The sequence below is a fragment of the Nitratiruptor sp. YY08-10 genome, assembly GCF_016629565.1.
In the GTDB taxonomy this organism is placed as follows: domain Bacteria; phylum Campylobacterota; class Campylobacteria; order Campylobacterales; family Nitratiruptoraceae; genus Nitratiruptor.
The window spans coordinates 1,116,472-1,138,168 of record NZ_AP023057.1; the positions used below are offsets into that span (position 1 = coordinate 1,116,472).

A 21,697-nucleotide genomic window follows, 5' to 3' on the forward strand; every position below is an offset into this window, starting at 1 on the left:
ATGATATTAAAAATAAATGTTAGCTGATATATAAACAAAAAGGAATGAGCATGAATAAATTCTTTATAGCATTGATGACATTTGTTATACTGGCTATACAGGTATTTTTGACATTTAAGATCAATATCGGCTGGATACTTATTCTATCACTGGTTGCAATGGGGTTTTTCATCATTACAAATTACAAATCCTTGGCTCTTTCCACTGTTTTTGCCGTCTTTTTATATGGAGGCGTAATTGCTATGCTAGACCATGAACAGTATGTTTCTCAAGAAATAAAACTTTCACAAAATGTCGTTATTGATCAAAAAAGTGGTACTAGATTTATCATTTCAATGAATGACTGGAAAAAATACAAAAACAGACTCAAAAAAGAACAAAAAGAGCTTCTTTGTCAAAGTTATACATTGTTGCATAAAGTATTACCGGATACATTTTGCTATTTGAGAGTGGGTAAAAAGGATCTGATCAAAGTCGAAAAACTAAGAAGTTAAAATTCGTTAGCCAAGTGGCTAACGATTATGCGGAACATACGTCCTTTGCTTTTAAAGCTTCTGCTTCTGCTACCGTTTTGATTCTACCTTTTTCTTTTGCTTCTTTCGCATATTTTACACCAAGATTGTATGCCGTTTTATTGAGTTCAACAAATTTCGGTGGAACTTTGGAGATCATTGTCTCATATACAAGCTCTTCAGGAAGAACTTTTGTCATCTCGATAGTTACACCAAGAGCAACGACGGACTGAGTAACAACGTTTCCAACTTCCTCTTTTGCAATAGATATGATAGGAATGGCATACATTTCCCACCTGTCAAGGTCTTCTTGTGTTGGTGTTACGAGATTTGGCTCGAATACAATAATACCACCATCTTTTACACCGCTTTTGAACTGATTGTAACTAACCTGTGCAGTTGAGAGCATATACTCTATCTCACCTTCATTTGCATAAGGATATAAAATCTCTTCATCATCCAAGATGATATCCACTTTTGTAGGGCCGCCTCGTACTTGTGAGGTATATGTTGCAGCTTTTACACCATATCCGCCTGCTTTAATCTTTGCAGCAGCCAAAATTTCGCCTGCAAGCAAAACACCCTGACCGCCAACTCCTGTAAATCGTAATTGATGTCTCATAGTCAACTTCCTTTGAGTTTGTTTTTGTTATTTCTTTGAATAACTACTATGAGTGTAGCAATTCAAAGGGGCGAAGCCCCAGATTAGAATGGTTTAACCTGAACAGGAATATCCACTTTTTTCTTATTCTGTGCCGCTTCGATAACTAAGTCATACGCATCACAGTATTCCATCTGATCTGTTACGTGATGTAAGATTCCTGTTGGAAAGTAGTTGATTTTTTCCTCTTCAGGGAGCTTGTCATATTTTGCTTTTGACATTGTGATGCTATCAATCCATTCTTGATTTTGGATTGCCTCACCCATTTTGTTTTTTCGTCCCAAGTTTACGTGACAGTTACTAAATACATCAAAGAAGCTGAATCCTCTGTGTTGGAAACCTTTAATGAACATCTTTTCCAATTTCTTTGGATCCGTGACAGTTTCACGTGCAATAAAAGTAGCCCCCGCACCTTTCGCAAGTTCACACGCATCAAATGTTGGATCAACGTTCCCATATTGAGTAGTAACAGCCCACATTCCTTTTGGTGTTGTAGGACTTACTTGTGAGTTTGTCAGACCATAGATGAAGTTATTGATCAAAATGAAATTAAGATCGATATTTCTTCTACATCCATGTATTGTATGGTTCCCACCGATTGCAAGCCCGTCACCATCACCTGCTACTACAATAACGTGTTTATCAGGATTAGCTAACTTGATCCCCGTCGCATAGGCAACAGTCCGTCCGTGTGTGGTGTGCACTGTATTACAATTGAGATATGAGCTAAATCGTCCACTACATCCAATCCCAGAAACCACACATACATCATCCATATTCCAACCAAGGCTGTCAATCGCTCGGATAACTGCTTTAAGAATAATTCCATCGCCACATCCCCAACACCAAAGCGTTGGCATCTTGTCCGTTCGTAAATATTCATTGTAATTAAAAGCCATATTCTCCCCCTTATATACCCATTGCTTTGAGTTTTTCTATGATTTCAGCTGGACTGATTGGTCGACCGTTCGCTTTGTTGAGAGCCACAGGTCGCTTTTTCATAACTCGTTCGACTTCATCGATATATTGACCCATATTAAGTTCTGGCATCAAGATTTTCTCTGCTGGAAACCTCTCGCCAATCTCTTTCATCTTCTCTTCTGGACTTGGCCAAAGTGTAATTGGTCGAAACATACCAATTTTTACACCTTGCTCTCTTAGGCGGTTAATCGCTTCTCTTGCACTTCTGCTAACGCTTCCGTACGCAACAATAAGCCACTCAGCATCATCAAGCATATACTCTTCATAGCTATCAAGAAGATCTTTTCTTCGAGAATCTATCTTTCTATGAAGTCTCTCAATCAAGTTTTGACAAATTTCGGCATCTTCTGTTGGAAATCCTGTAGGTCCATGATGAAGTCCAGTCAAATGGAATCTATATCCTTGGAACATTGGTGGAATGACTGCTGGTTTATCCTGAGGCACATCAAATGGTTTGAATTCCTCTTTTGGAATAGATGGATCAGGTTTGGCGCGATTTACAATGGATGCTTGTACCTCTTCAAGATTAGGCAAAACAGCTTTTCCGTGCATGTGTCCAAGTGTTTCATCCAAAAGAACAAATACCGGAGTCATAAGCTCTTCAGCTACATTGAAAGCTCGAACGACTTCTGTGTAGCACTCTTCAAGACTTCCAGGACAAAAAGTGATAGATTTATAATCACCATGCGTTGGTGATTTTGCCTGGTTGATATCACCTTGCTGTACACGTGTAGGGAGACCAGTCGATGGACCACCGCGCATAACATTAGTGATTACAAGCGGAGTCTCGGTCATGAACCCAAGACCAATCTGCTCAGCTTTGAGGCTGATACCGGGACCTGAAGTATTTGTCATAGACTTTACACCACTCATGCTAGCACCAAGTGCAACAGCAATACCACCGATCTCATCTTCCATTTGGATAAACTTTCCACCAACTTTTGGAAGCAATACACTCATCTCATGTGCAACTTCACTCGAAGGTGTAATCGGATATCCTCCAAAAAATCTACAGCCTGCATCAATTGCCGCTTTTGCAGCCAATTCGTTACCACTAGATATTACTTCTCTTGCCATTACCTCTCCTTACGCACAAAGTGCTTTAATATCTTCTTCACGAGCCATATAGTGATTTTTCTTAATTGCTTCGGCTCGCTCTTTTGCTTCTTTGCTGAGTTTTGCAAATTTATACTCTTTTCGGTCAGCTACCATGATTGCAAAATCCGGACACTCAAGTTCACAGTCGTTACAACCGATACAGCTATCTGGATAAACAACCTTTACCATAGCACCAAGAATCGTTTTCGGTTCAGGAACCATTGCCAAAACACCTGCAGGGCAGTACGCAACACAAAGGTCACACGCCTTACAGTTGTTTTCTTCTACCCATACAGGTGTGTTTTCAGGGGCTTTTATCAATCCCATTTCATTCTCCTTTATCTAAAGTAAATTTGCCTACAGCACAACTAACAAAGCTTTTTGTTTTTAGGCCCAATTTATCCATGGTGGATAAGTCCTGGTCATATAAAGGATAACCTAGACCTATTAATATCTCTTTGAATTTTTTTTCATCTTCCTCATTTTGTAACTCAACTGTTACAATTCGAGGCTCTTTTGTCAGATCTACATCTACAAAGCCAAAATATGGAGAAAGCGCTTTTTTGATACTATTTGCGCACCCTTCACATCTAATATTTGCTACAGAAAAGCTTTTTCTCATTATTTACCAAGTGCCTTTGCAACTGTTTTGCCAATATCTGCAGGAGATTTCACAACATGTACACCAGCTGCGGCAAGTGCATCCATTTTTTCCTGTGCCGTTCCTTGACCACCACTGATTATCGCTCCGGCATGCCCCATTCGTTTGCCTTTTGGAGCAGTTTGGCCTGCAATAAAGGCTACAACCGGTTTTGTAATATTTTCTTTGATAAATTCAGCAGCCTCTATTTCTAACGTTCCACCAATTTCACCTATCATAACAATCGCTTCCGTTTCAGGATCCGCTTCAAACATAGGAAGGAGTTGTTTGTAACTTAAACCGATAATTGGGTCTCCTCCGATACCAACAGCTGTTGTAATTCCAAGTCCCTCTTTTACAACCTGGTTACTCGCCTCATACGTCAGTGTACCTGACTTGGAAATGAGTCCCACTGGTCCTTTTTTGAAGATAAATCCTGGCATGATACCTATCTTGCACTCTTCAGCAGTAATGATTCCAGGACAGTTTGGTCCAATTGTCTTCATTCCTTTTTTTGTTGCATACATCTTTGCATACATCATATCTTTAACTGGAGCTCCTTCAGTAATGATAACGGCCAATTCAATCCCAGCATCTGCTGCTTCCATTACGGCATCTGCAGTAAAGGCAGGCGGAACAAAAATCATACTGACAGTTGCCCCAGTTGCATCAACTGCCTCTTTTACAGTATTAAACACTGGTCTATCAAGATGTGTCTGACCACCTTTACCAGGTGTAACACCTCCTACAATCTGTGTCCCATACTCTATACACTGCTCGCTATGAAACGTTCCCTCTTTTCCAGTAAAACCTTGCACAATTACTTTTGTATCTTTATTGACCAAAATACTCATTACAGTTCTCCTTTCGCTGCAGCTACTGCTTTTCTTGCACCATCAGCCAAATCTGTAGCAGGGATAATGTTTTTTATATTTGCGTTTTTCAAAATTTCAGCGGCTTGCTCAGCATTTGTTCCATCGAGTCGAACAACAACTGGTACGTTGACTTCTACTTGTTTGGTAGCCTGCAAGATTCCATTTGCAATTCGGTCACATCGAACGATACCCCCAAAGATATTAACAAAGATACTTTTAACATTCTCATCACTTAAAATAAGCTCAAATCCTTTTGCAACGGTATCAGGATTTGCGCCACCACCCACATCCAAAAAGTTTGCAGGCTCTCCGCCTTCATGCTTGATAATATCCATAGTTGCCATCGCAAGCCCTGCACCGTTTACCATACAACCAACATTTCCATCCAAGTTCACATAGCTTAGACCATACTTCGCTGCTTCTACTTCTACAGGATCCTCTTCGCTCAAATCTCTCATCTCATGAATATCTGGATGTTTATAAAGTGCGTTGTCATCAAATCCCATCTTTGCATCAAGAGCCAGGAATCGTCCATCTCCTGTTTTGATCAATGGATTGATCTCGATCAAGTTTGCATCTTTATCCATATAAACTTTATAGAGCGCTTCAGCAAACTGTATAAAAGGTCGAATCTCCTCTTTTGCTAGACCCAGACCAAAAGCCAGTTTTCTTCCATGAAATCCTTGAAAACCGATAGTTGGATCGATTGCAACTTTGATAATTTTTTCTGGAGTTTTGGCAGCTACCTCTTCAATCTCCATACCGCCCTCAGTCGAGGCCATCATAACAGGCATCTCTGAGCTTCTATCAAGTACCATTCCAAGATAGTACTCTTTTTGGATATCTGCACCCTCTTCTACATACACTTTTTCTACTTTTTTGCCTTCAGGTCCTGTTTGGTGTGTCACCAATGTCATACCAAGCATCTCTTCGGCAATTTTTTCCACTTCATCAAGGCTTCTAGCAAGCTTAACACCACCTGCCTTTCCTCGTCCTCCTGCATGGATTTGCGCTTTTACAACCCAGAGATCGCCACCGAGGCATTGAGCAACTTCTCTCGCTTCTGGTCCAGTAAACGCTACCTCGCCTCTTGGAACCGGTACGCCATATTCACGAAAAATCTCTTTTGCTTGATATTCATGTATATTCATTTAAAACTCCTTTCTTAAACTTTTGCCCACTGTTTTCGACCCTCTTCATATAGGTCGTTTCCATAGGTATCATTGACTACGACAACAGGAAAATCTTCAACTACAATTCGACGTACTGCCTCTGGTCCTAGTTCAGGATAGGCTATGACTTCAGCATCTTTAATCCGTTTAGCCAAAAGTGCTCCTGCACCACCGACTGCACCGAAGTAAACTGCTTTATGCTTTTTACAAGCCTCTTTTACAGCATCATTCCTTTTTCCCTTGCCTATCATTCCTTTAAGGCCATGTTCTATTAAAATAGGTGCATAACTGTCCATTCTGTAACTTGTAGTAGGTCCTGCACTTCCGATAACTTCTCCCGGTTTCGGAGGAGTTGGACCGACATAGTAGATCACTGCACCGTGCAGATCAAAAGGAAGCTCTTTCCCTTCAAAAATCAGATCAACAAGTCTTTTATGCGCTGCATCTCTCGCAGTGTAGAGTGTTCCTGTAAGATATACAATATCTCCGGCCTTTAGTTTTTCAACATCTTCATCACTCAATGGTGTCTTTAGTTTATACTCTGCCATTGCTCATCCTTAAATGGTTATATGTGCATGTCGAGAACTGTGACACTGAATGTTAACCGCGACAGGTAGTGAAGCAATATGACACATACGACCCGGTTTATATGTTTCGATATGAACAGCCAAAGCTGTTTGTGTACCGCCCATACCCATAGCACCAATTCCGAGTTTATTGAGCTCTTCCAAAATCTCTTTTTCGAATGCATCAAGCTCTGGATCTGGATTTGGTGTTCCAATATCACGGAAAAGTGCGTGTTTGCTCATTACCGCTGCATAATCAAAGCTACCTCCTATTCCCACACCTACAACAATCGGAGGACACACATTTGGTCCAGCATCACTGACAACTTGTTTGACAAACTCTTTGATGCCTTCTTTTCCCTGTGCAGGAGCCAAAACTCTAGCCCGGCTTCCATTTTCACTTCCACCGCCTTTTGCCGCAAACTCAATCTCGATTTTATCCCCTGGAACAATATCAAAATAGATAACAGGAGGCAGGTTGTAACCAATTTTGTCTTTGAGATTTGCTCTTGTAAAACAGTCACACGTTGAAGCTCTCAGGTATCCCTCTTCATACCCCTTTTTCGTTCCTTCAAAAATCGCATCTTTGAGGCTGCCACCCTCAACTCGTACATCTTCACCCATTTTGACAAAAAAGATGGCAAGTCCTGTATCTTGGCAAAGTGGCTTGTTCTCTTTTGCTGCTATTTCGGCATTTTCTAAAAGCTGTTCCAAGACAGCTTTACTCACCAAGCTCTCTTCTTTTTCAAGAGCTTCTTGTAAAGCTTTGTGCATATCTTCACTAAGATGCGTCGTTGAATAGATAATGGTATCTCGTATCGCTTTTACAATATCTTCATATGCAACTGTACGCATCATTTATCTCCAAAATAGTTTTGGTTTTCAAGCACATCTATAAGCTCTTTGACTGAATCGACACTTCGTTGAAACTCTTTTTTCTCACGTGGTGTGAGTTGAAGCTCGATAATTTCTTCAACACCATTTGCGCCAAGAGTTACTGGCACACCATTTGGTATACCATGTACGCCATACTCACCCTCAAGCAAAGTTGAACAAGGGTAAATTTTTTTAGAATCTTGCAAAATAGCTTCCACCATAATTGCAGTCGCTTTTCCAGGGGCAAAATAGGCACTCGTTCCCATCAGCTGTACAATTTGTGCCCCACCCTTTTTCGTTGCCTCTACAACCTCTTCAAGCTCAATTGGTGTTAAAAGGTCAGTTATTGGAATGCCTGCGACTGTAGAATATCTTGGAAGAGGAACCATATAGTCTCCGTGCCCTCCAATGACAGTTGCACGAATTTGACCAGCACCAAATCCAAGTTTTTCATATATGAAGTGCGTCATCCTTGCACCATCCAAAATCCCAGCCATTCCAATAACTCTATTTTTTGGAAAGCCACTCTTTTTTAATGCAACATAGGTCATTGTATCGAGTGGATTTGTTACAACGATAATAATTGAATCGGGAGCATGCTTTACAACGTTTTCTACTACTTCGCTTACAATATCGGCATTTGCAAACAGTAGATCGTCTCTGCTCATTCCTGGTTTTCTAGGGAATCCTGCCGTAATAACAACAACTTTGCTTCCCTCAATGTCGCTATAATCTTTTGCAGCTCGAACTATTGAGTGGGTTCTCATAGCAGCTGCTGCCTGATTCATATCAAGCGCTTTTCCTTCCGCTCTATCTTTGTCTCTATCTACTAAAATTACTTCATGTGCAAGACCTTGCATTGCAACTGAATACGCTACGATGCTCCCTACATTTCCACCAGCACCAACAATAGATACTTTTGAACTTTTAGCCATTCACACTCCTTTAGTTTCAGAGGCCAAAAGCCTCTGATGATTAAATATTGTCGATAATTTCATTGAAAATTTTGCTTGGTCTCATTGCAGCTTCAGCTTTTGCATCGTCTGGATGATAGTAACCACCTATATCGGTTGGCTTGCCTTCTGCTGCTTTAATCTCAGAAAGGATTTGCTCTTCATTTGCTTTTAATTTTTCAGCAACTGGAGCAAATTTTGCTTCAAGCTCACTATCTCCACATGTCGCAAGCTCTTCTGCCCAGTATGTCGCTAGATAATAGTGACTTCCTCTGTTATCAAGCTCGCCAACTTTTCGTTTTGGAGTTTTGTCATTATTGAGATATTTTCCAACGGCTCTATCGAGTGCATCAGCAATGATTGTTGTTTTCTCACTTGCTCCTTGTTTCACTGCAAGTTTGAGTGATTCAACTAACGCCATAAATTCACCAAGGCTGTCCCATCTGAGATGACCCTCTTTCAAGAATTGCTCAACATGTTTTGGTGCACTACCACCAGCTCCAGTTTCAAATACACCACCACCAGCTAGAAGTGGAACGATTGAAAGAGTTCTTGCACTGGTACCAACTTCGATAATTGGGAAAAGGTCAGTTAAGTAATCTCTTAAAACATTTCCAGTTACACTGATAGTTCCTAGTCCAGCTCTAAATCTTCTAAGCGTATATCGCATCGCTTTTTCTGGAGCCATAATATGGAATTCCACACCATTTAAATCTTCATCTTTCAATACACTAACCACTTTTTTGATCAAGTTCGCATCGTGCGCTCTGTTGCTGTCAAGCCAGAAAACTATCGGATATCCGCTCTCTTTTGCTCGTCTTACAGCCAATTTGGCCCAGTCGACAATCGCCTCATCTTTTGCACTGTATGCTCTCCAGATATCTCCTTCTTCCACTTCATGACACATCAACGTATTACCATCTTCATCGATAGTTTTGATGTATCCATCTTCAGGTGGGAAGAAAGTCTTATCGTGGCTTCCATACTCTTCTGCTTTTTTCGCCATAAGACCAATATTTTGTACAGTTCCAACTTTTGCAGGATCAAATTGTCCATTTTTAACAATGTCAGACACAATTTCTTTATACATTCTCGCATAGGTTCTGTCTGGCACAGTGATTACTGTATCGGCTGTATTGCCATCCGGTCCCCAGCCTTGAAGTCCGTTCTTGATAACTGCTGGAATGGATGCATCGATAATCACATCGTTTGGAGCGTGGAGGTTGGTGATTCCCGCATCACTATCAACCATATACATTCTGGCATTTTTTTGTAGAATCTCTTGGATTTTATCTTTGATATCTTTTTGTACACCTTCAGGAAGTTTGGAGAGTTTGTTTTCAAGATCAACAAGACCGTTGTTTGGATTAAATCCGATCTCTTCAAGCTCTTTTCCAAACTCATCAAAAAGTTCTTTAAAATAGACTCGAATCGCATCACCAAATAGCACAGGATCTGATACTTTCATCATTGTAGCTTTTACATGCAATGAAAAGAGAATATCTTTCTCTTTTGCATCATTAATTACACACTCATAAAATTCTCTCAATGTTTTTCTATTCAGTGAAGCTGCACTAAATACTTCACCTTTTTTAACTTCCACCTCTTTTAGTACTTCAGTTTTTCCATCTTTTCCTTCGAAAACAAGTTTGACTGTTTGATCTTTATCGCTGATGAAAGATTGTTCATTTTGATAAAAGTCGTTTTTGTCCATATGTGCTACATAGCTTTTGCTATCCGGACTTACTGGTCTCATTTTATGTGGGAATTTTTTCGCATACTCTTTGACCGCTTTGCTGAGACGTCTGTCAGAGTTTCCTTGTCTGAGAACCGGGTTTACCGCAGATCCCAAAAGTTTTGCGAAACGATTTCTCAGTTCTACCTCTTCAGCCGTTTTAGGCTCTTCAGGAAAATCTGGAATATCATATCCTTGAGACTGAAGTTCTTTAATAGTTGCTACAAGTTGTGGAATAGAAGCAGAAATATTAGGAAGTTTAATAATATTAGCTTCTGGCTTAAGTACGAGTTCACCAAGATATGCAAGTTCATCAGCCTGCTTTTTATCTTCTGGAAGTCTATCGCTAAATTCAGCGATCACCCTTCCTGCCAGTGAAATATCTCGAAGCTCGATATCAACACCGGAATCTTTTGTAAAAGCCTTTACGATAGGCAGTAGTGAATATGTTGCAAGCGCTGGCGCTTCATCTATTTTTGTCCAAACGATTTTTGCCTTGCTCATTTCTTCTCCTCTTTTTTTATTTATTTACTCTATAATAGTAACAACTTCTTCTTATAAGAATCATCAAATTGTAGGAGACATAGAAATAAAGGAGTCTATCTGTTTCTTTTTTTCACATTCTGTATATGCTTCAAATGGTTTTTATAACTTCTTGAAAAAAGATGCTTTCCATTCTTGCCTTTGACAAAATAGAGATAATCGGTCTTGGCAGGTTTGAGTGCAGCTTTTATCACATCCAATCCGACTATACAAACAGGATAAGGCGGCAACCCCACATTTTTATATGTATTGAATTTCGTTGTATCGGTTGCAATTCTTTGATGCGTTACTTTTACATGAGAGTAGATACCGTAATTAAGTGCACCATCCATTTGAAGCGGCATCTTTTTTCTCAATCTATTATATATAACAGAGGCAATTATAGGCATCTCTTCCCTGTTGGCAGCCTCTTTTTGTATTATTGAAGCTATTGTTACCACTTTTTCGAACCACTGTTTTTGATCAAATTTCCCAAAAACTTTCATCGAAATATTTCGATGTTTTTTCAGTCCATATCGCACAAGATAACGCACAAGATGCTCTTCATCGATCCCTTTCGGCAGATAGTAGGTATCGGCAAAAAGGACTCCTTCTGGATAGGGAGCAACTTTGTTATAGACTTTTTGTAACATTTTTTCATCATAGCTATACCTATTAGATAAAAGGTGAAAAAACCAAATAGTTGTTTCTCCTGGTATCACTTTTACAGAAAAGAGAGCAGCTTTTGATGTTGTTAGTCTATAAAGAAAATCGAGTCTTGAAAGATGTGTCTGTTTTATATCAATCCACCCCTTTTGGGGATAACCAAAATATCGTATCACTAACGCATCCAATTTTGTTACGGGTACAATAGCTTTGTTTAGATATAATATAGTTGTAGCCACATTGCCCGGAGGAATTCGTATTTGAGAACTTTCAATATGCACAGGCTTTGCAAAATAATAAAGAAACACAATAATGCTCACTAAAACAAGCTCGACAATAACAAAAGTAATATTAAGCACTCTTTTTGCCACTCTAATCCTTTTAGGAGGTACCTACTTTTTTCTTAAAAAAGGGATCTATATTGAGCGTCTCGATCTCCATCCGGTTCATATAAAGAAATTGTATCTGAAACTGGATAAAAAACTGATTCTCAAAGCCCAAAAAATTGAATTTGTATCCGACGAACGATCAAAAACAAACGTTTCTCTTCAAAGCATCAAAAAAAATCTCTATCTCATTAATCTTATCCCCAAATATTTTGAATATATCGAATTAGAAGCACTTGTACTTCACAAACAAAAGATACAATTCTATTTTGCTCACAATCTTTTTACCCTTATCACACCAAAATTTAAACTTGACACCACATTGAAATATGATAAAAACAGAATATATGCAAACATCAAACGCCTTGTTTTCCAAAAATATAAAACAGCAATCCAAGGGCGGGCTATTGCAACAACGAAAGATTTTCTCTTCAAAGGTAGATTCAATACACATAATATCGAAGGAAATCTACATCTTTCAAAAATTGGTGATATTATAAAAATATATCTTAAAAGCAAACCTTTTACGAATAGACAACTACAGAATCTTTTTGCGCAAATCCCCGTGAACAAAGAGATCGAAGCGTGGAGTTGCAAAAAGATACGTGCTCAAAAATATCGCCTGGAATTTTTCAAAGGTATAATAGATTTGAAAAAAGGGTTCGATCCAAATCTTTTTCAAGGCAGAGCAGTAGCCTACAATGGCATCATTGATTTTCAAAAAGGCATTAAACCGGTACTTGTCAAAAAAATCATACTTGATTATAAAAACAACAATCTCTATTTTACATTGCATAAACCCACATTTCAAAAAAGATCCTTACAAGGTTCAAAAGTCACGATATATCATCTTGGAAAAACCGGTAGTTATATTGATATATTTATCAAGATGAAGACAAAGTTTGATAAAGAGATAAAAAAAGTCCTTGTTTCATACAATGTCCATGTCCCTATTATTCATAAAAAAGGAGTTTTGGATAGCAAAGTAGAGATAAAACTCTATTTTCATGACTACTCTACAGATATACAAGGATCGTTCACAACGAAAAACTCTTTAATTCATATTCAAAACTTTGATCTGTTTTTACACACTGCAAATTTCAGTTTGCACAACAAACTGATCACCATTCATCCTTCCCTTGTCTCACTTACACCTATAGTACAAGCAAAGATCCATGGAACAATCGATCTTTATAAGGAATATGCCAAACTCAATTTGAACGAAGCGGAAGTTTCTATCAAGAAAAAAAATCAAATTATCCTTATGGCCGACAACCTTACCGAAGAACTTCTATTGGATCTCAAACGCGCCAAAGCACATTTGAAAAAATTCAATACGGACATCTATTTTTACAGACATACTATGGTGCAAATGAATGACCTTACCCTCATAAAGCCCTATTCGCCAATCCTTCAAAAAATAGATCCACAAAGAGGATGGACGAAAATCACGATCGACGAACCCGTTCGATTTGAAGCAAAATTGGTGAAAAAAAATAGTATTTTTTATGAAAATGGGAAAAACATCGATCACTTTTTCATCCGTGGCAGGGTTGGAAATGCGGGATTGAGCATAAACATCAATCACAAAATATCACTCTCTTTCAAAAATAAAAAAATCGATGGATCACTTAAAAACCTCGATCTCCGACTCGATCTACTTTTTGAAAAGAAAAAAGAGATAAATCAGCCATCCTTCAATGATATTCGAGCCTCTTTGAAACTATTCAATACCAAAATTCTTTATAAAAAAAGAATTCTTCCTATCGAATTTGGTCATCTGATATATCGGAAAAAGATTCATTTTACTGGCAATTATGGACCTACTCGATATGCACTTGTCTATCAAAACAATCATTTCAATCTTTCCATAAAAACTATGCACGATGAAATACTCCATAAACTTTTTGGAATGAAATTTCTGTCTCAAGGAGAATATGAACTTACATTACGCGGACCTTTAAATAAAATAAAAGGTCACTTTCTCATTCAAAGAGCCTACATTAAAAATCTCAAAGCATTTAACAATCTTTTTGCTTTTATCAATTCTGTCCCCGCTCTCATCACATTTCAAAATCCTGGATTTAGTACAAAAGGGCTCTTTATAAAAAATGGTTATGTCAATTTTATCTATTCAAAAGATCTGTTATACATCAAAAAACTTCATCTTGTTTCAAATTCGACTACGTTTGACGGAGAAGGTATCATTGATCTCAAAGCAAATAAGATTGGCATGGTTTTACAATTAAAAACTTTGAAATCCGTTACAAACATTGTAAATAAAATCCCCGTAGCAGGATATATATTGCTTGGGAAAGACGGAAGTGTCTCTACTACCATTAAAATCACAGGCGATCTGGACAATCCAAAGATCAAAACCCAAACATTAAAAGATACGCTGCACGCACCGCTCAATATTATCAAAAGAACACTACTTTTGCCGTTCAAACTCTTTGATTAGCTACTCATTTCGTAAGACATCAATGATATTGATTTTTACAGATTTTTTAGCAGGATAGATCGAAGATATGATAGTTATACAGATAGCTCCTGCGATAACAGAAAAAAAATCAACAATGCTCAAATCAATCGGAAGTCTAGAAGTTCCATAGACATCAGCCGGAAGATGAATAATATCAAAATGGCTCAAAATATAAATTCCAATAAGTCCCAGAATAGCACCTGTAACGATACCGAATCCTCCTATTATAGAACCGAGTCTAAAAAAAATCGATTCAATCTCTTTTGGCGTAGCGCCCAAAGAGAGTTGTAACGCTATCTCTTTTCTTCTATTCATTACCATCATCAAAAGAGAACTGACAATGTTGAGTGACGCTACAAGAATAATGAGCATAAGAACGATAAACAATGCACGCTTTTCCATAGCGAGGGCCGAAAAGAAATTTCCGTTCAGTTGCCACCATCCTATAACCGAGTATGCATCCCCCAAAAATAATTCGAGTTCTTTCTTGTCCACTCTTGGATGAGAAGAGTAGATATGGATACCGCTAAAATCGCTCTTTTTCATATGGAGAATTTTTCGTAACGATTCCAGCGTTGTATAGGAGTAGGCTTTATCGTATGCAATCAAACCCGAATGAAAATACCCTTTTACCCTAAAACGCTTGAAAATCGGCGTTACAGAAAATCCGCTGGGCTCACTTTTGGGAAAAATAACAAAAATTTTCTCATTTGGAGTGAGATAAAACTCTTTATATAGCTCTTTCCCGACAATAATCTCATATTTTTTTGGTGGTTGCTTGACAAATTGTTTCAAAACATCATTTATTTGGCGCTCTTTGTCAAAATCGACTCCAAAAATGACTCCGCCTTCCAAGTTATTGCCTTTTTTATAAATAACTTGGGCCGTTACATAAGGACTCATCAAGAGATTCGGAAATCTGTCATGCAACTGTTGTACAACTGTTTCATCGATTTTTAAGCTGAATTTGGGGAGAATAGTGAGGGGATAATTCATAGTAAAGAGCTTTTTTTCAAACTCTTTATCCATTCCATTCATAATACCCATAGCCACAATGAGGACCATGACGCCTATTGCTATGCCTAAAAATGCAAGAAGAGCAGAAAGAAAAATAAACGGCTGCTCTTTATCAAACCGTAGATATCTTCGGACTATATAGTTGACAAAACGTTTATCCATTTGCTGCAGCTAAAATACCTTTTTTAGGACCACTCTTGCCACAGCAATGCTTATATTTTTTCCCGCTTCCACAAGGACACGGTTCATTTCTCGCTGGCTTTTTCTTTGTAACAACCGGCTCTGTCTTTACCTCTTCTCCATGTTGCATGACAGCTTCTTGTGCAATTTGTGCTTCCATTTTAGCAAGCTCTTCTTCAAGTCTTCGTATCTCTTCTTCCTCTTGTTCGTTTCTCAATTCAATGAGATGAAGCGTTTTTATAGCCTCTTTTTTGATTCTGTTGACAAGCTCCATAAAAAGATTGAATGACTCTTTCTTATATTCAACAAGAGGATCTTTTTGATTGTATCCTCTCAGACCAATTCCCGTTTTTAAAATATCCATCTGGTACAGATGCTCTCGCCAAGCATTGTCGAGGACTTGGAGATAGAGAATTCTCTCAATTTCCCTTCTTTGCTGCTCTTCAAGCTGGCCCATCTTCTCTTCATACTCTTTTTCAAGACGCTCTATCAAGAAATTTTTAAGCTCATCATACTCTTTGTCTTTCATTTCCTCAACACCAATTTTCGTTCCGAGTTCCTCTTGGATAACCTTCGACAGTTTTTCAAGATTAAAATCATCTTTCGGAGTCTCAGGAAAAATTTCACTTACAGATAAAAGCTCTTCGACTACTTCCGCCCTATTCTCTTTAATCTTAGAAGCTATATCGTAGTCAGGATTCAAAAGCTCTTGACGAAACTTGTAGATCGTTTTTCGCTGCTCGTTTGCCACATCATCATATTCCAAAATATGTTTTCGAGACTCAAAATGCATATTCTCGACCCGTTTTTGTGCCTTTTCTACTGCACGGGTTACCATTTTGGATTCAATATGCTCACCCTCTTCAATCCCCAAACGGTTCATGATATTTTTGATTCGATCTCCTCCAAAGATGCGAAGAAGATTATCTTCAAGACTCAAGAAAAATTGGCTGGCACCCGGATCTCCTTGACGTCCTGCACGACCTCTGAGCTGATTATCAATCCGTCTGCTCTCATGGCGTTCGGTTCCTAAAATAAAAAGACCGCCAAGTTCCCTCACTTCATCATCGATTTTGATATCAACCCCACGTCCAGCCATATTGGTAGCAACGGTTACTGCGCCTTTTCGACCGGCTTGGGCAATGATTTCCGCCTCTTTCTCATGATGTTTTGCATTGAGCACCGCATGAGGAATTTTCTCTTTTTTCAGTAGCTTGTGCAAAAGCTCATTTTTCTCAATCGAAGTTGTTCCAACAAGAACAGGCTGCCCTTTTTGATGCAACTCTTTTATCTTTTTAACGACCGCATCAAACTTCTCTTTCTCCGTTTTGAAAATGAGATCATCAAGATCTTTTCGAATCACAGGTCTATTGGTAGGAATCGATATAACTTCAAGCCCATAGATTTCTGCGAACTCAGTCGCTTCTGTCTGTGCGGTTCCTGTCATACCGGCTAGTTTTTTATACAGGCGAAAATAGTTTTGGAACGTGATATCGGCCAAAGTCTGACTCTCTTCTTGAATGGGAACGCCCTCTTTCGCCTCAAGAGCTTGGTGCAATCCTTCGCTAAATCGTCTCCCTTCACTCAGTCTTCCAGTAAATTCATCTACAATGATGACTTCACCATCTCTCACAACATAATCAACATCTTTTTGAAAAAGATAGTTGGCTTTTAAAGCTTGATCCAGATGGTGTGCCAAAATAGCGTTTTCGAGACTGTAAAGATTTTCCACACCAAAAAGCTCTTCAGCTTTTGCAATACCCTCTTGCGTCAATAAAATCACTCGATCTTTTTCATCAACGGTAAAGTGTTTATCTTTTTCTAGTTGTTTGGCGATCTGATCAGCTTTCACATAATTATCAAGTTTTCTATTGGTTGGGCCCGAAATGATAAGCGGTGTTCTTGCCTCGTCGATCAAAATGGAGTCCACTTCATCTACTATCGCAAAATTGTGTCCTCTTTGAACAATCTCATCGAGTGAGTATTTCATATTGTCCCGCAAATAATCAAACCCAAACTCATTGTTGGTTCCATAGGTGATGTCACACTGATACTGCTTTTTTCTCTCTTGGTCATCTTGTATCTCTGAAGTAATACACCCCGTGGAATAACCCAAAAATTCGTAAAGCTTTCCCATTTCCGTTGCGTCGCGTTTCGCCAGATAGTCATTGACGGTTACTACGTGGACCCCTTCATCTGTCATTGCATTGAGGGCAACGGCAAGAGTGGCAACGAGTGTTTTTCCCTCTCCTGTTTTCATCTCGGCAATTTTTCCCTCATGCAATACCATTCCACCGATTAGCTGTACATCATAATGGCGCATACCAAGGACTCGCTTACTCGCTTCTCGTGTAATGGCAAAAGAGTCCTCTAACGCTTCGTCCATACTCATTTGGCCCGATTTTACCTTTTGCCTGAGTTCATTGAAAGCTTTTTTGAGTTCTTCGTCCGTTAGTTTTTCATATTTTGGTTCAAGTGCATTGATTTTGGCAACTCTTTTTTGGTATCGTTTAATTTCACGATCATTTTTCGTACCAAAAATCTTATTTACAACACCTTTGATCATCGATGCGTTCCTTTTTAAAATCGTTGTGTCATTTTATCACAAATTAATAAACCTGAAGGAATAGTATGAAAAAATTGCTCATTATTTTTGTTTCAGCAATCTCTATTGTGGCAGATATCAAGATAGAATCTCTTCAAAGCCATTTTATCCAACAAATTACAAATGATCAAAACAAAACAATCACCTATGAAGGTGAAGTGGTGTATAAAGCACCAAACCATATTTATTGGAAATATGAATCACCAATCCAAAAAAAGATTTATATAAACGGTAAAAAAGCTGTTATTATAGAACCAGAAATTGAACAGGCAGTTATAAAACGGCTCGGTAACACACTCTCACTTGATACAATGTTGCAAAATGCAAAAAAGATTTCAAAAAATCGATATGAAGGGGTCTATAAAAACAAAAATTTTACTCTTTTGTTGGAAAATTCCAAACTTTATAAAATAGAGTATACAGATAATCTTGGAAATCGTGTTAGCATACAATTCATCGATCCAAAGCAAAATATACAGATTGATCCATCTTTGTTCATATACAAAATCGATCCAGCGTATGACGTGATTTATGAGTAGTTTTTGCCGCCAAAAGGCGGCGAAGAATTAGAGATATTTGTGAATCATCTCTTCAAGCATATCTTGATCAAGTTCATTAAAGTTGAGATATCTGTAAACATTCTCCTCTTTACCGGCTAGTTTTTTGGTCACGATATCCAAATACTCCTCTTTGGTTGGAATGCGACCAAGCATTGCAGTTACTGCTGCGAGTTCTGCACTTCCTAGATACACTTTTGCATCTTTACCCATTCGGTTGTCAAAGTTTCTTGTACTTGTACTAAATACAGTTGCTCCATCTCGAACTCGTGCCTGGTTCCCCATACACAAACTACATCCAGGAAGCTCTGTTCGTGCACCCGCTGTTCCAAAGATTGAGTAGTATCCTTCTTCGATAAGCTCTTCCTCATCCATTTTTGTCGGAGGTGCAATCCAAAGTCTTGTTGGCACCTGACCTTCACCTTTTAAAATCTCTCCTAAAGCTCGATAATGACCAATATTTGTCATACAGCTTCCAACAAAGACTTCATCGATTTTGTGTGGCCTGTTTGGATCGGCAAGTACTTCAGAAATTGTTGCCACATCATCCGGATCGTTTGGACACGCAACGATTGGCTCAGTGATTTCATTAAGATCGATTTCGATCACTGCAGCATACTCTGCATTTTTGTCCGCTTTCATAAGGGTTGGGTTTTTAAGCCACTCTTCCATTTTCTTCTTACGTCTCTCAAGGGTTTTTGCATCTTGATATCCCGCATCGATCATTTTCTCGATCAAAACAATATTTGATTTGATATATTCAATCACCGGCTCTTCATCCAGTTGTACCGTACATGCTGCTGCACTTCGTTCAGCACTTGCATCACTGAGTTCAAATGCCTGCTCAACTTTCAAGAAAGGAAGTCCCTCGATCTCTAGGATCCTTCCTGCAAAGATGTTTTTCTTACCCTTCTTCTCTACAGTCAATAGACCTTGTTTAATTGCATAGTATGGAATAGCATTTACAAGGTCTCTTAAAGTAATTCCAGGTTGAAGCTCACCTTTAAATCGAACAAGAACAGATTCTGGCATATTCAGTGGCATCGTTCCAGTAACAGCTGCAAATGCCACAAGACCTGATCCAGCTGGGAAACTGATACCTATCGGAAATCGTGTATGAGAGTCCCCACCTGTTCCAACAGTATCAGGTAATACCATTCTGTTGAGCCATGAGTGGATAACCCCGTCACCTGGTTTCAAGCTTACACCACCTCGGCTTGTAATGAATTCTGGAAGAGTGTGTTGTAGCTCAATATCAGCTGGCTTTGGATACGCAGCTGTGTGACAGAAACTTTGCAATACGAAATCTGCTCCAAAGCTTAGGGCTGCAAGCTCTTTAATCTCATCTCTGGTCATTGCACCAGTGGTATCTTGGCTACCAACTGTTAAAGTCTCAGGCTCTACATACATTCCTGGACGAACACCTTCCATACCACAGGCTTTTCCTACCATCTTTTGAGCCAATGTATATCCTACGCCCTCTTTGCCTTCTGGCTGTTCTGGTCTTGTGAAGAAATCTTCTTCTGGCATACCAAGCGCAGCTCTTGCTTTTCGTGTTAAGCCTCGCCCGATAATCATCGGTATTCGTCCACCTGCTCGGTACTCATCAGGAAGCGTATTTGGCTTTAGTTTGAATTCACTGACAACTTCACCGTTTTTAAGGATTTTTCCTTCATATGGTCTGATCTCAATAACGTCACCAGTTTCAAGTTTATCAACTGGAGCTTCAATTGGAAGTGCACCAGAGTCCTCTGCTGTGTTAAAGAAAATCGGAGCGATAATCCCACCTATGATAATCCCACCAGTTCGTTTATTTGGAACGTGTGGAATATCTTCACCGATCCACCACTGCACTGAGTTGATACCAGATTTTCGGCTAGACCCTGTTCCTACAACATCCCCAACAAATGCTACAGGAAGTCCTTTTTCTTTGAGTTTTTTGATAGTTTCTTGCGCATCCGGCATTTTTGCTTTTAGCATTGAGAGTGCATGCAACGGAATATCACTTCTACTCCAAGCTTCACTTGCAGGAGAAAGATCATCTGTGTTTGTTTCACCAGGTACTTTGAAGACTACCGCTTTGATGGATTCTGGAAGTGGATCTCTGCTGAAAAACCACTCTGCATTTGCCCAAGACTCCAAAACCTCTTTTGCATATTTGTTCGTTTTTGCCTTTTCAACAACATCATTGAATGCATTGTATACAAGAAGCGTCTTTTTCAGTGCATCGGCAGCAGCCTGCGCAACTTCAGGATCTTCATGATCAAGAGCCTCTACAAGAGGACCAACGTTGTATCCTCCAAGCATAGTTCCTAAAATTTCAACTGCATGTTTAGGACTGATGGCTGCTGTTTTTGCATGTCCTTGTACGATATCACGCAAAAATGCCGCTTTTACATATGCCGCTTCATCAACGCCAGGAGGAACGCGATTGAGCAAAAGATCCATCAAAAACTCTTCTTCAACGATTGGCATCTGCTTCAATAGTTTGATGACTTCATTGACTTGCTCAGCAGTCAACGGTTTTGGAGGAATACCAAGTTTTGCCCGCTCTTCAGCCGCTTTTTTATACTCTTCAATAAATCCCATCTATTCTCCTTATCGTAAATTATAGTTGTGTCTGAATTGATCGATTCTTTTTTGGAACTGGTTCAAGATGTGCTCCAGTCTTTTAAGATTTACCTCTTTTTCATGAATGAGCCGAGACTTCTCCTCTTCTAGCTCCATCTCTTTGTCCAAAAGCTTCATCTCTTTATTTGTCAAATCTTCATATTTTTCTTTAAGCTCGTTGATAATTTGCTTATGTTGATCAAGTTCTTTCATAAGTCTTGCTCGATCTCTTTCGAGCATCTCAATCTCTCGCTCTGTTTCAGCTTTCAAAGTTGCTTGCTGAATCCGTTTCAAATGGTTCAAAATATCATGAACTCTGTGTTCATGCTCTCTTAACTCTCTTGAAACCTGAAGAATTTCAGATTCGATTCTTGCCAACTCCTCTTTTACTTCTTTGAGCTTAGCATCAACTGCTCGAATCTCTTCTTTCTCTTTTTCAACGAGCTTTTCAAAATGCTCAACCTTTTGCGCCATCTTCTTTAAGAACTCTTCCATTGTTCCTCCTTATAATTGTAATAAATATTGTATCAAACATCTCTCAACACAAAACAAATGTGTTACATTATGTATCATATGCTATTCTTTACTGTTTATTTTCGTAAC

At 38.9% G+C, this 21,697-nt stretch carries 19 protein-coding genes; 3 read left to right on the forward strand and 16 right to left on the reverse strand.

Going from position 1 to position 21,697, the window contains the following annotated elements:
• Positions 1 to 50 precede the first annotated feature (50 nt).
• A complete protein-coding gene (locus tag JG735_RS05965; RefSeq protein ID WP_201334173.1) occupies positions 51 to 494 on the forward strand; it encodes a hypothetical protein in 444 nt (147 codons plus the stop codon).
• A gap of 25 nt (positions 495 to 519) precedes the next feature.
• Here the strand turns inward: JG735_RS05965 and JG735_RS05970 are convergent, their stop codons facing one another.
• The 12 genes from JG735_RS05970 to mltG all read right to left on the reverse strand — a co-directional run bounded on the left by JG735_RS05970 (position 520) and on the right by mltG (position 11,628).
• Positions 520 to 1,134: a 2-oxoacid:acceptor oxidoreductase family protein gene (locus JG735_RS05970; protein WP_201334174.1), complete on the reverse strand. Its 615-nt coding sequence runs from the start codon at positions 1,132 to 1,134 to the stop codon at positions 520 to 522.
• Between the two features lie 83 nt (positions 1,135 to 1,217).
• The gene (locus JG735_RS05975) at positions 1,218 to 2,072 is read right to left on the reverse strand and encodes a 2-oxoglutarate ferredoxin oxidoreductase subunit beta (protein WP_201334175.1); all 855 of its coding nucleotides are present in this window, start codon (positions 2,070 to 2,072) and stop codon (positions 1,218 to 1,220) included.
• Positions 2,073 to 2,082: 10 nt separating this feature from the next.
• The gene (locus JG735_RS05980) at positions 2,083 to 3,231 is read right to left on the reverse strand and encodes a 2-oxoglutarate synthase subunit alpha (RefSeq protein ID WP_201334176.1); all 1,149 of its coding nucleotides are present in this window, start codon (positions 3,229 to 3,231) and stop codon (positions 2,083 to 2,085) included.
• Between the two features lie 9 nt (positions 3,232 to 3,240).
• On the reverse strand, positions 3,241 to 3,579 hold the full coding sequence (locus JG735_RS05985; protein WP_201334177.1) for a 4Fe-4S dicluster domain-containing protein: 339 nt from the start codon (positions 3,577 to 3,579) through the stop codon (positions 3,241 to 3,243).
• A 1-nt stretch (position 3,580) separates the two neighbouring features.
• Positions 3,581 to 3,874 (reverse strand): heavy-metal-associated domain-containing protein, encoded by a 294-nt coding sequence (locus JG735_RS05990; RefSeq protein WP_201334178.1) that lies wholly within the window; start codon positions 3,872 to 3,874, stop codon positions 3,581 to 3,583.
• On the reverse strand, positions 3,874 to 4,746 hold the full coding sequence (gene sucD / locus JG735_RS05995) for a succinate--CoA ligase subunit alpha (protein WP_201334179.1): 873 nt from the start codon (positions 4,744 to 4,746) through the stop codon (positions 3,874 to 3,876). The genes JG735_RS05990 and sucD overlap by 1 nt, the downstream gene beginning before the upstream one ends.
• On the reverse strand, positions 4,746 to 5,918 hold the full coding sequence (gene sucC, locus JG735_RS06000; RefSeq protein ID WP_201334180.1) for an ADP-forming succinate--CoA ligase subunit beta: 1,173 nt from the start codon (positions 5,916 to 5,918) through the stop codon (positions 4,746 to 4,748). The genes sucD and sucC overlap by 1 nt, the downstream gene beginning before the upstream one ends.
• A gap of 14 nt (positions 5,919 to 5,932) precedes the next feature.
• Complete coding sequence (locus tag JG735_RS06005) at positions 5,933 to 6,487, reverse strand: Fe-S-containing hydro-lyase (protein WP_201334181.1); 555 nt, start codon at positions 6,485 to 6,487, stop codon at positions 5,933 to 5,935.
• A gap of 9 nt (positions 6,488 to 6,496) precedes the next feature.
• Positions 6,497 to 7,360 (reverse strand): fumarate hydratase, encoded by an 864-nt coding sequence (locus tag JG735_RS06010; protein WP_201335731.1) that lies wholly within the window; start codon positions 7,358 to 7,360, stop codon positions 6,497 to 6,499.
• The gene (gene mdh, locus JG735_RS06015) at positions 7,360 to 8,316 is read right to left on the reverse strand and encodes a malate dehydrogenase (protein ID WP_201334182.1); all 957 of its coding nucleotides are present in this window, start codon (positions 8,314 to 8,316) and stop codon (positions 7,360 to 7,362) included. Before mdh ends, JG735_RS06010 begins: the two co-directional genes overlap by 1 nt.
• 40 nt (positions 8,317 to 8,356) lie before the next feature.
• Positions 8,357 to 10,573, reverse strand: coding sequence for an NADP-dependent isocitrate dehydrogenase (locus tag JG735_RS06020; RefSeq protein ID WP_201334183.1), 2,217 nt, complete (start codon positions 10,571 to 10,573; stop codon positions 8,357 to 8,359).
• 95 nt (positions 10,574 to 10,668) lie between these two features.
• Positions 10,669 to 11,628, reverse strand: coding sequence for an endolytic transglycosylase MltG (gene mltG, locus JG735_RS06025; protein WP_201334184.1), 960 nt, complete (start codon positions 11,626 to 11,628; stop codon positions 10,669 to 10,671).
• On the opposite strand from mltG, the gene JG735_RS06030 reads away from it, so the two are divergent.
• On the forward strand, positions 11,570 to 14,104 hold the full coding sequence (locus JG735_RS06030; RefSeq protein ID WP_201334185.1) for a DUF3971 domain-containing protein: 2,535 nt from the start codon (positions 11,570 to 11,572) through the stop codon (positions 14,102 to 14,104). The genes mltG and JG735_RS06030 overlap by 59 nt on opposite strands.
• Here the strand turns inward: JG735_RS06030 and JG735_RS06035 are convergent, their stop codons facing one another.
• Complete coding sequence (locus JG735_RS06035) at positions 14,105 to 15,304, reverse strand: ABC transporter permease (RefSeq protein WP_201334186.1); 1,200 nt, start codon at positions 15,302 to 15,304, stop codon at positions 14,105 to 14,107.
• The gene (gene secA, locus JG735_RS06040) at positions 15,297 to 17,888 is read right to left on the reverse strand and encodes a preprotein translocase subunit SecA (RefSeq protein WP_236584275.1); all 2,592 of its coding nucleotides are present in this window, start codon (positions 17,886 to 17,888) and stop codon (positions 15,297 to 15,299) included. Before secA ends, JG735_RS06035 begins: the two co-directional genes overlap by 8 nt.
• A gap of 65 nt (positions 17,889 to 17,953) precedes the next feature.
• Here secA and lolA point away from each other — a divergent pair, with 65 nt between their 5' ends.
• The gene (gene lolA, locus JG735_RS06045) at positions 17,954 to 18,466 is read left to right on the forward strand and encodes a LolA-like outer membrane lipoprotein chaperone (RefSeq protein ID WP_201334187.1); all 513 of its coding nucleotides are present in this window, start codon (positions 17,954 to 17,956) and stop codon (positions 18,464 to 18,466) included.
• 27 nt (positions 18,467 to 18,493) lie between these two features.
• Here lolA and acnB read toward each other — a convergent pair whose 3' ends face one another.
• A complete protein-coding gene (gene acnB / locus JG735_RS06050) occupies positions 18,494 to 21,073 on the reverse strand; it encodes a bifunctional aconitate hydratase 2/2-methylisocitrate dehydratase (RefSeq protein WP_201334188.1) in 2,580 nt (859 codons plus the stop codon).
• Between the two features lie 9 nt (positions 21,074 to 21,082).
• The gene (locus tag JG735_RS06055; protein WP_201334189.1) at positions 21,083 to 21,589 is read right to left on the reverse strand and encodes a hypothetical protein; all 507 of its coding nucleotides are present in this window, start codon (positions 21,587 to 21,589) and stop codon (positions 21,083 to 21,085) included.
• Positions 21,590 to 21,697 lie beyond the last annotated feature (108 nt).

Excerpts from the sequence above, each read along its gene's own strand:
- JG735_RS06010 (WP_201335731.1), bottom strand. The coding sequence starts at position 7,360 with ATGCGTACAGTTGCATATGAAGATATTGTAAAAGCGATACGAGATACC.
- sucC (WP_201334180.1), bottom strand. The coding sequence starts at position 5,918 with ATGAATATACATGAATATCAAGCAAAAGAGATTTTTCGTGAATATGGC.
- JG735_RS06005 (WP_201334181.1), bottom strand. The coding sequence starts at position 6,487 with ATGGCAGAGTATAAACTAAAGACACCATTGAGTGATGAAGATGTTGAA.
- JG735_RS06055 (WP_201334189.1), bottom strand. The coding sequence starts at position 21,589 with ATGGAAGAGTTCTTAAAGAAGATGGCGCAAAAGGTTGAGCATTTTGAA.
- secA (WP_236584275.1), bottom strand. The coding sequence starts at position 17,888 with ATGATCAAAGGTGTTGTAAATAAGATTTTTGGTACGAAAAATGATCGT.
- JG735_RS05990 (WP_201334178.1), bottom strand. The coding sequence starts at position 3,874 with ATGAGAAAAAGCTTTTCTGTAGCAAATATTAGATGTGAAGGGTGCGCA.
- JG735_RS06035 (WP_201334186.1), bottom strand. The coding sequence starts at position 15,304 with ATGGATAAACGTTTTGTCAACTATATAGTCCGAAGATATCTACGGTTT.
- sucD (WP_201334179.1), bottom strand. The coding sequence starts at position 4,746 with ATGAGTATTTTGGTCAATAAAGATACAAAAGTAATTGTGCAAGGTTTT.
- JG735_RS05965 (WP_201334173.1), top strand. The coding sequence starts at position 51 with ATGAATAAATTCTTTATAGCATTGATGACATTTGTTATACTGGCTATA.
- lolA (WP_201334187.1), top strand. The coding sequence starts at position 17,954 with ATGAAAAAATTGCTCATTATTTTTGTTTCAGCAATCTCTATTGTGGCA.
- JG735_RS05985 (WP_201334177.1), bottom strand. The coding sequence starts at position 3,579 with ATGGGATTGATAAAAGCCCCTGAAAACACACCTGTATGGGTAGAAGAA.
- JG735_RS05980 (WP_201334176.1), bottom strand. The coding sequence starts at position 3,231 with ATGGCAAGAGAAGTAATATCTAGTGGTAACGAATTGGCTGCAAAAGCG.
- JG735_RS06030 (WP_201334185.1), top strand. The coding sequence starts at position 11,570 with ATGCTCACTAAAACAAGCTCGACAATAACAAAAGTAATATTAAGCACT.
- JG735_RS05975 (WP_201334175.1), bottom strand. The coding sequence starts at position 2,072 with ATGGCTTTTAATTACAATGAATATTTACGAACGGACAAGATGCCAACG.
- acnB (WP_201334188.1), bottom strand. The coding sequence starts at position 21,073 with ATGGGATTTATTGAAGAGTATAAAAAAGCGGCTGAAGAGCGGGCAAAA.
- JG735_RS05970 (WP_201334174.1), bottom strand. The coding sequence starts at position 1,134 with ATGAGACATCAATTACGATTTACAGGAGTTGGCGGTCAGGGTGTTTTG.
- mdh (WP_201334182.1), bottom strand. The coding sequence starts at position 8,316 with ATGGCTAAAAGTTCAAAAGTATCTATTGTTGGTGCTGGTGGAAATGTA.
- JG735_RS06020 (WP_201334183.1), bottom strand. The coding sequence starts at position 10,573 with ATGAGCAAGGCAAAAATCGTTTGGACAAAAATAGATGAAGCGCCAGCG.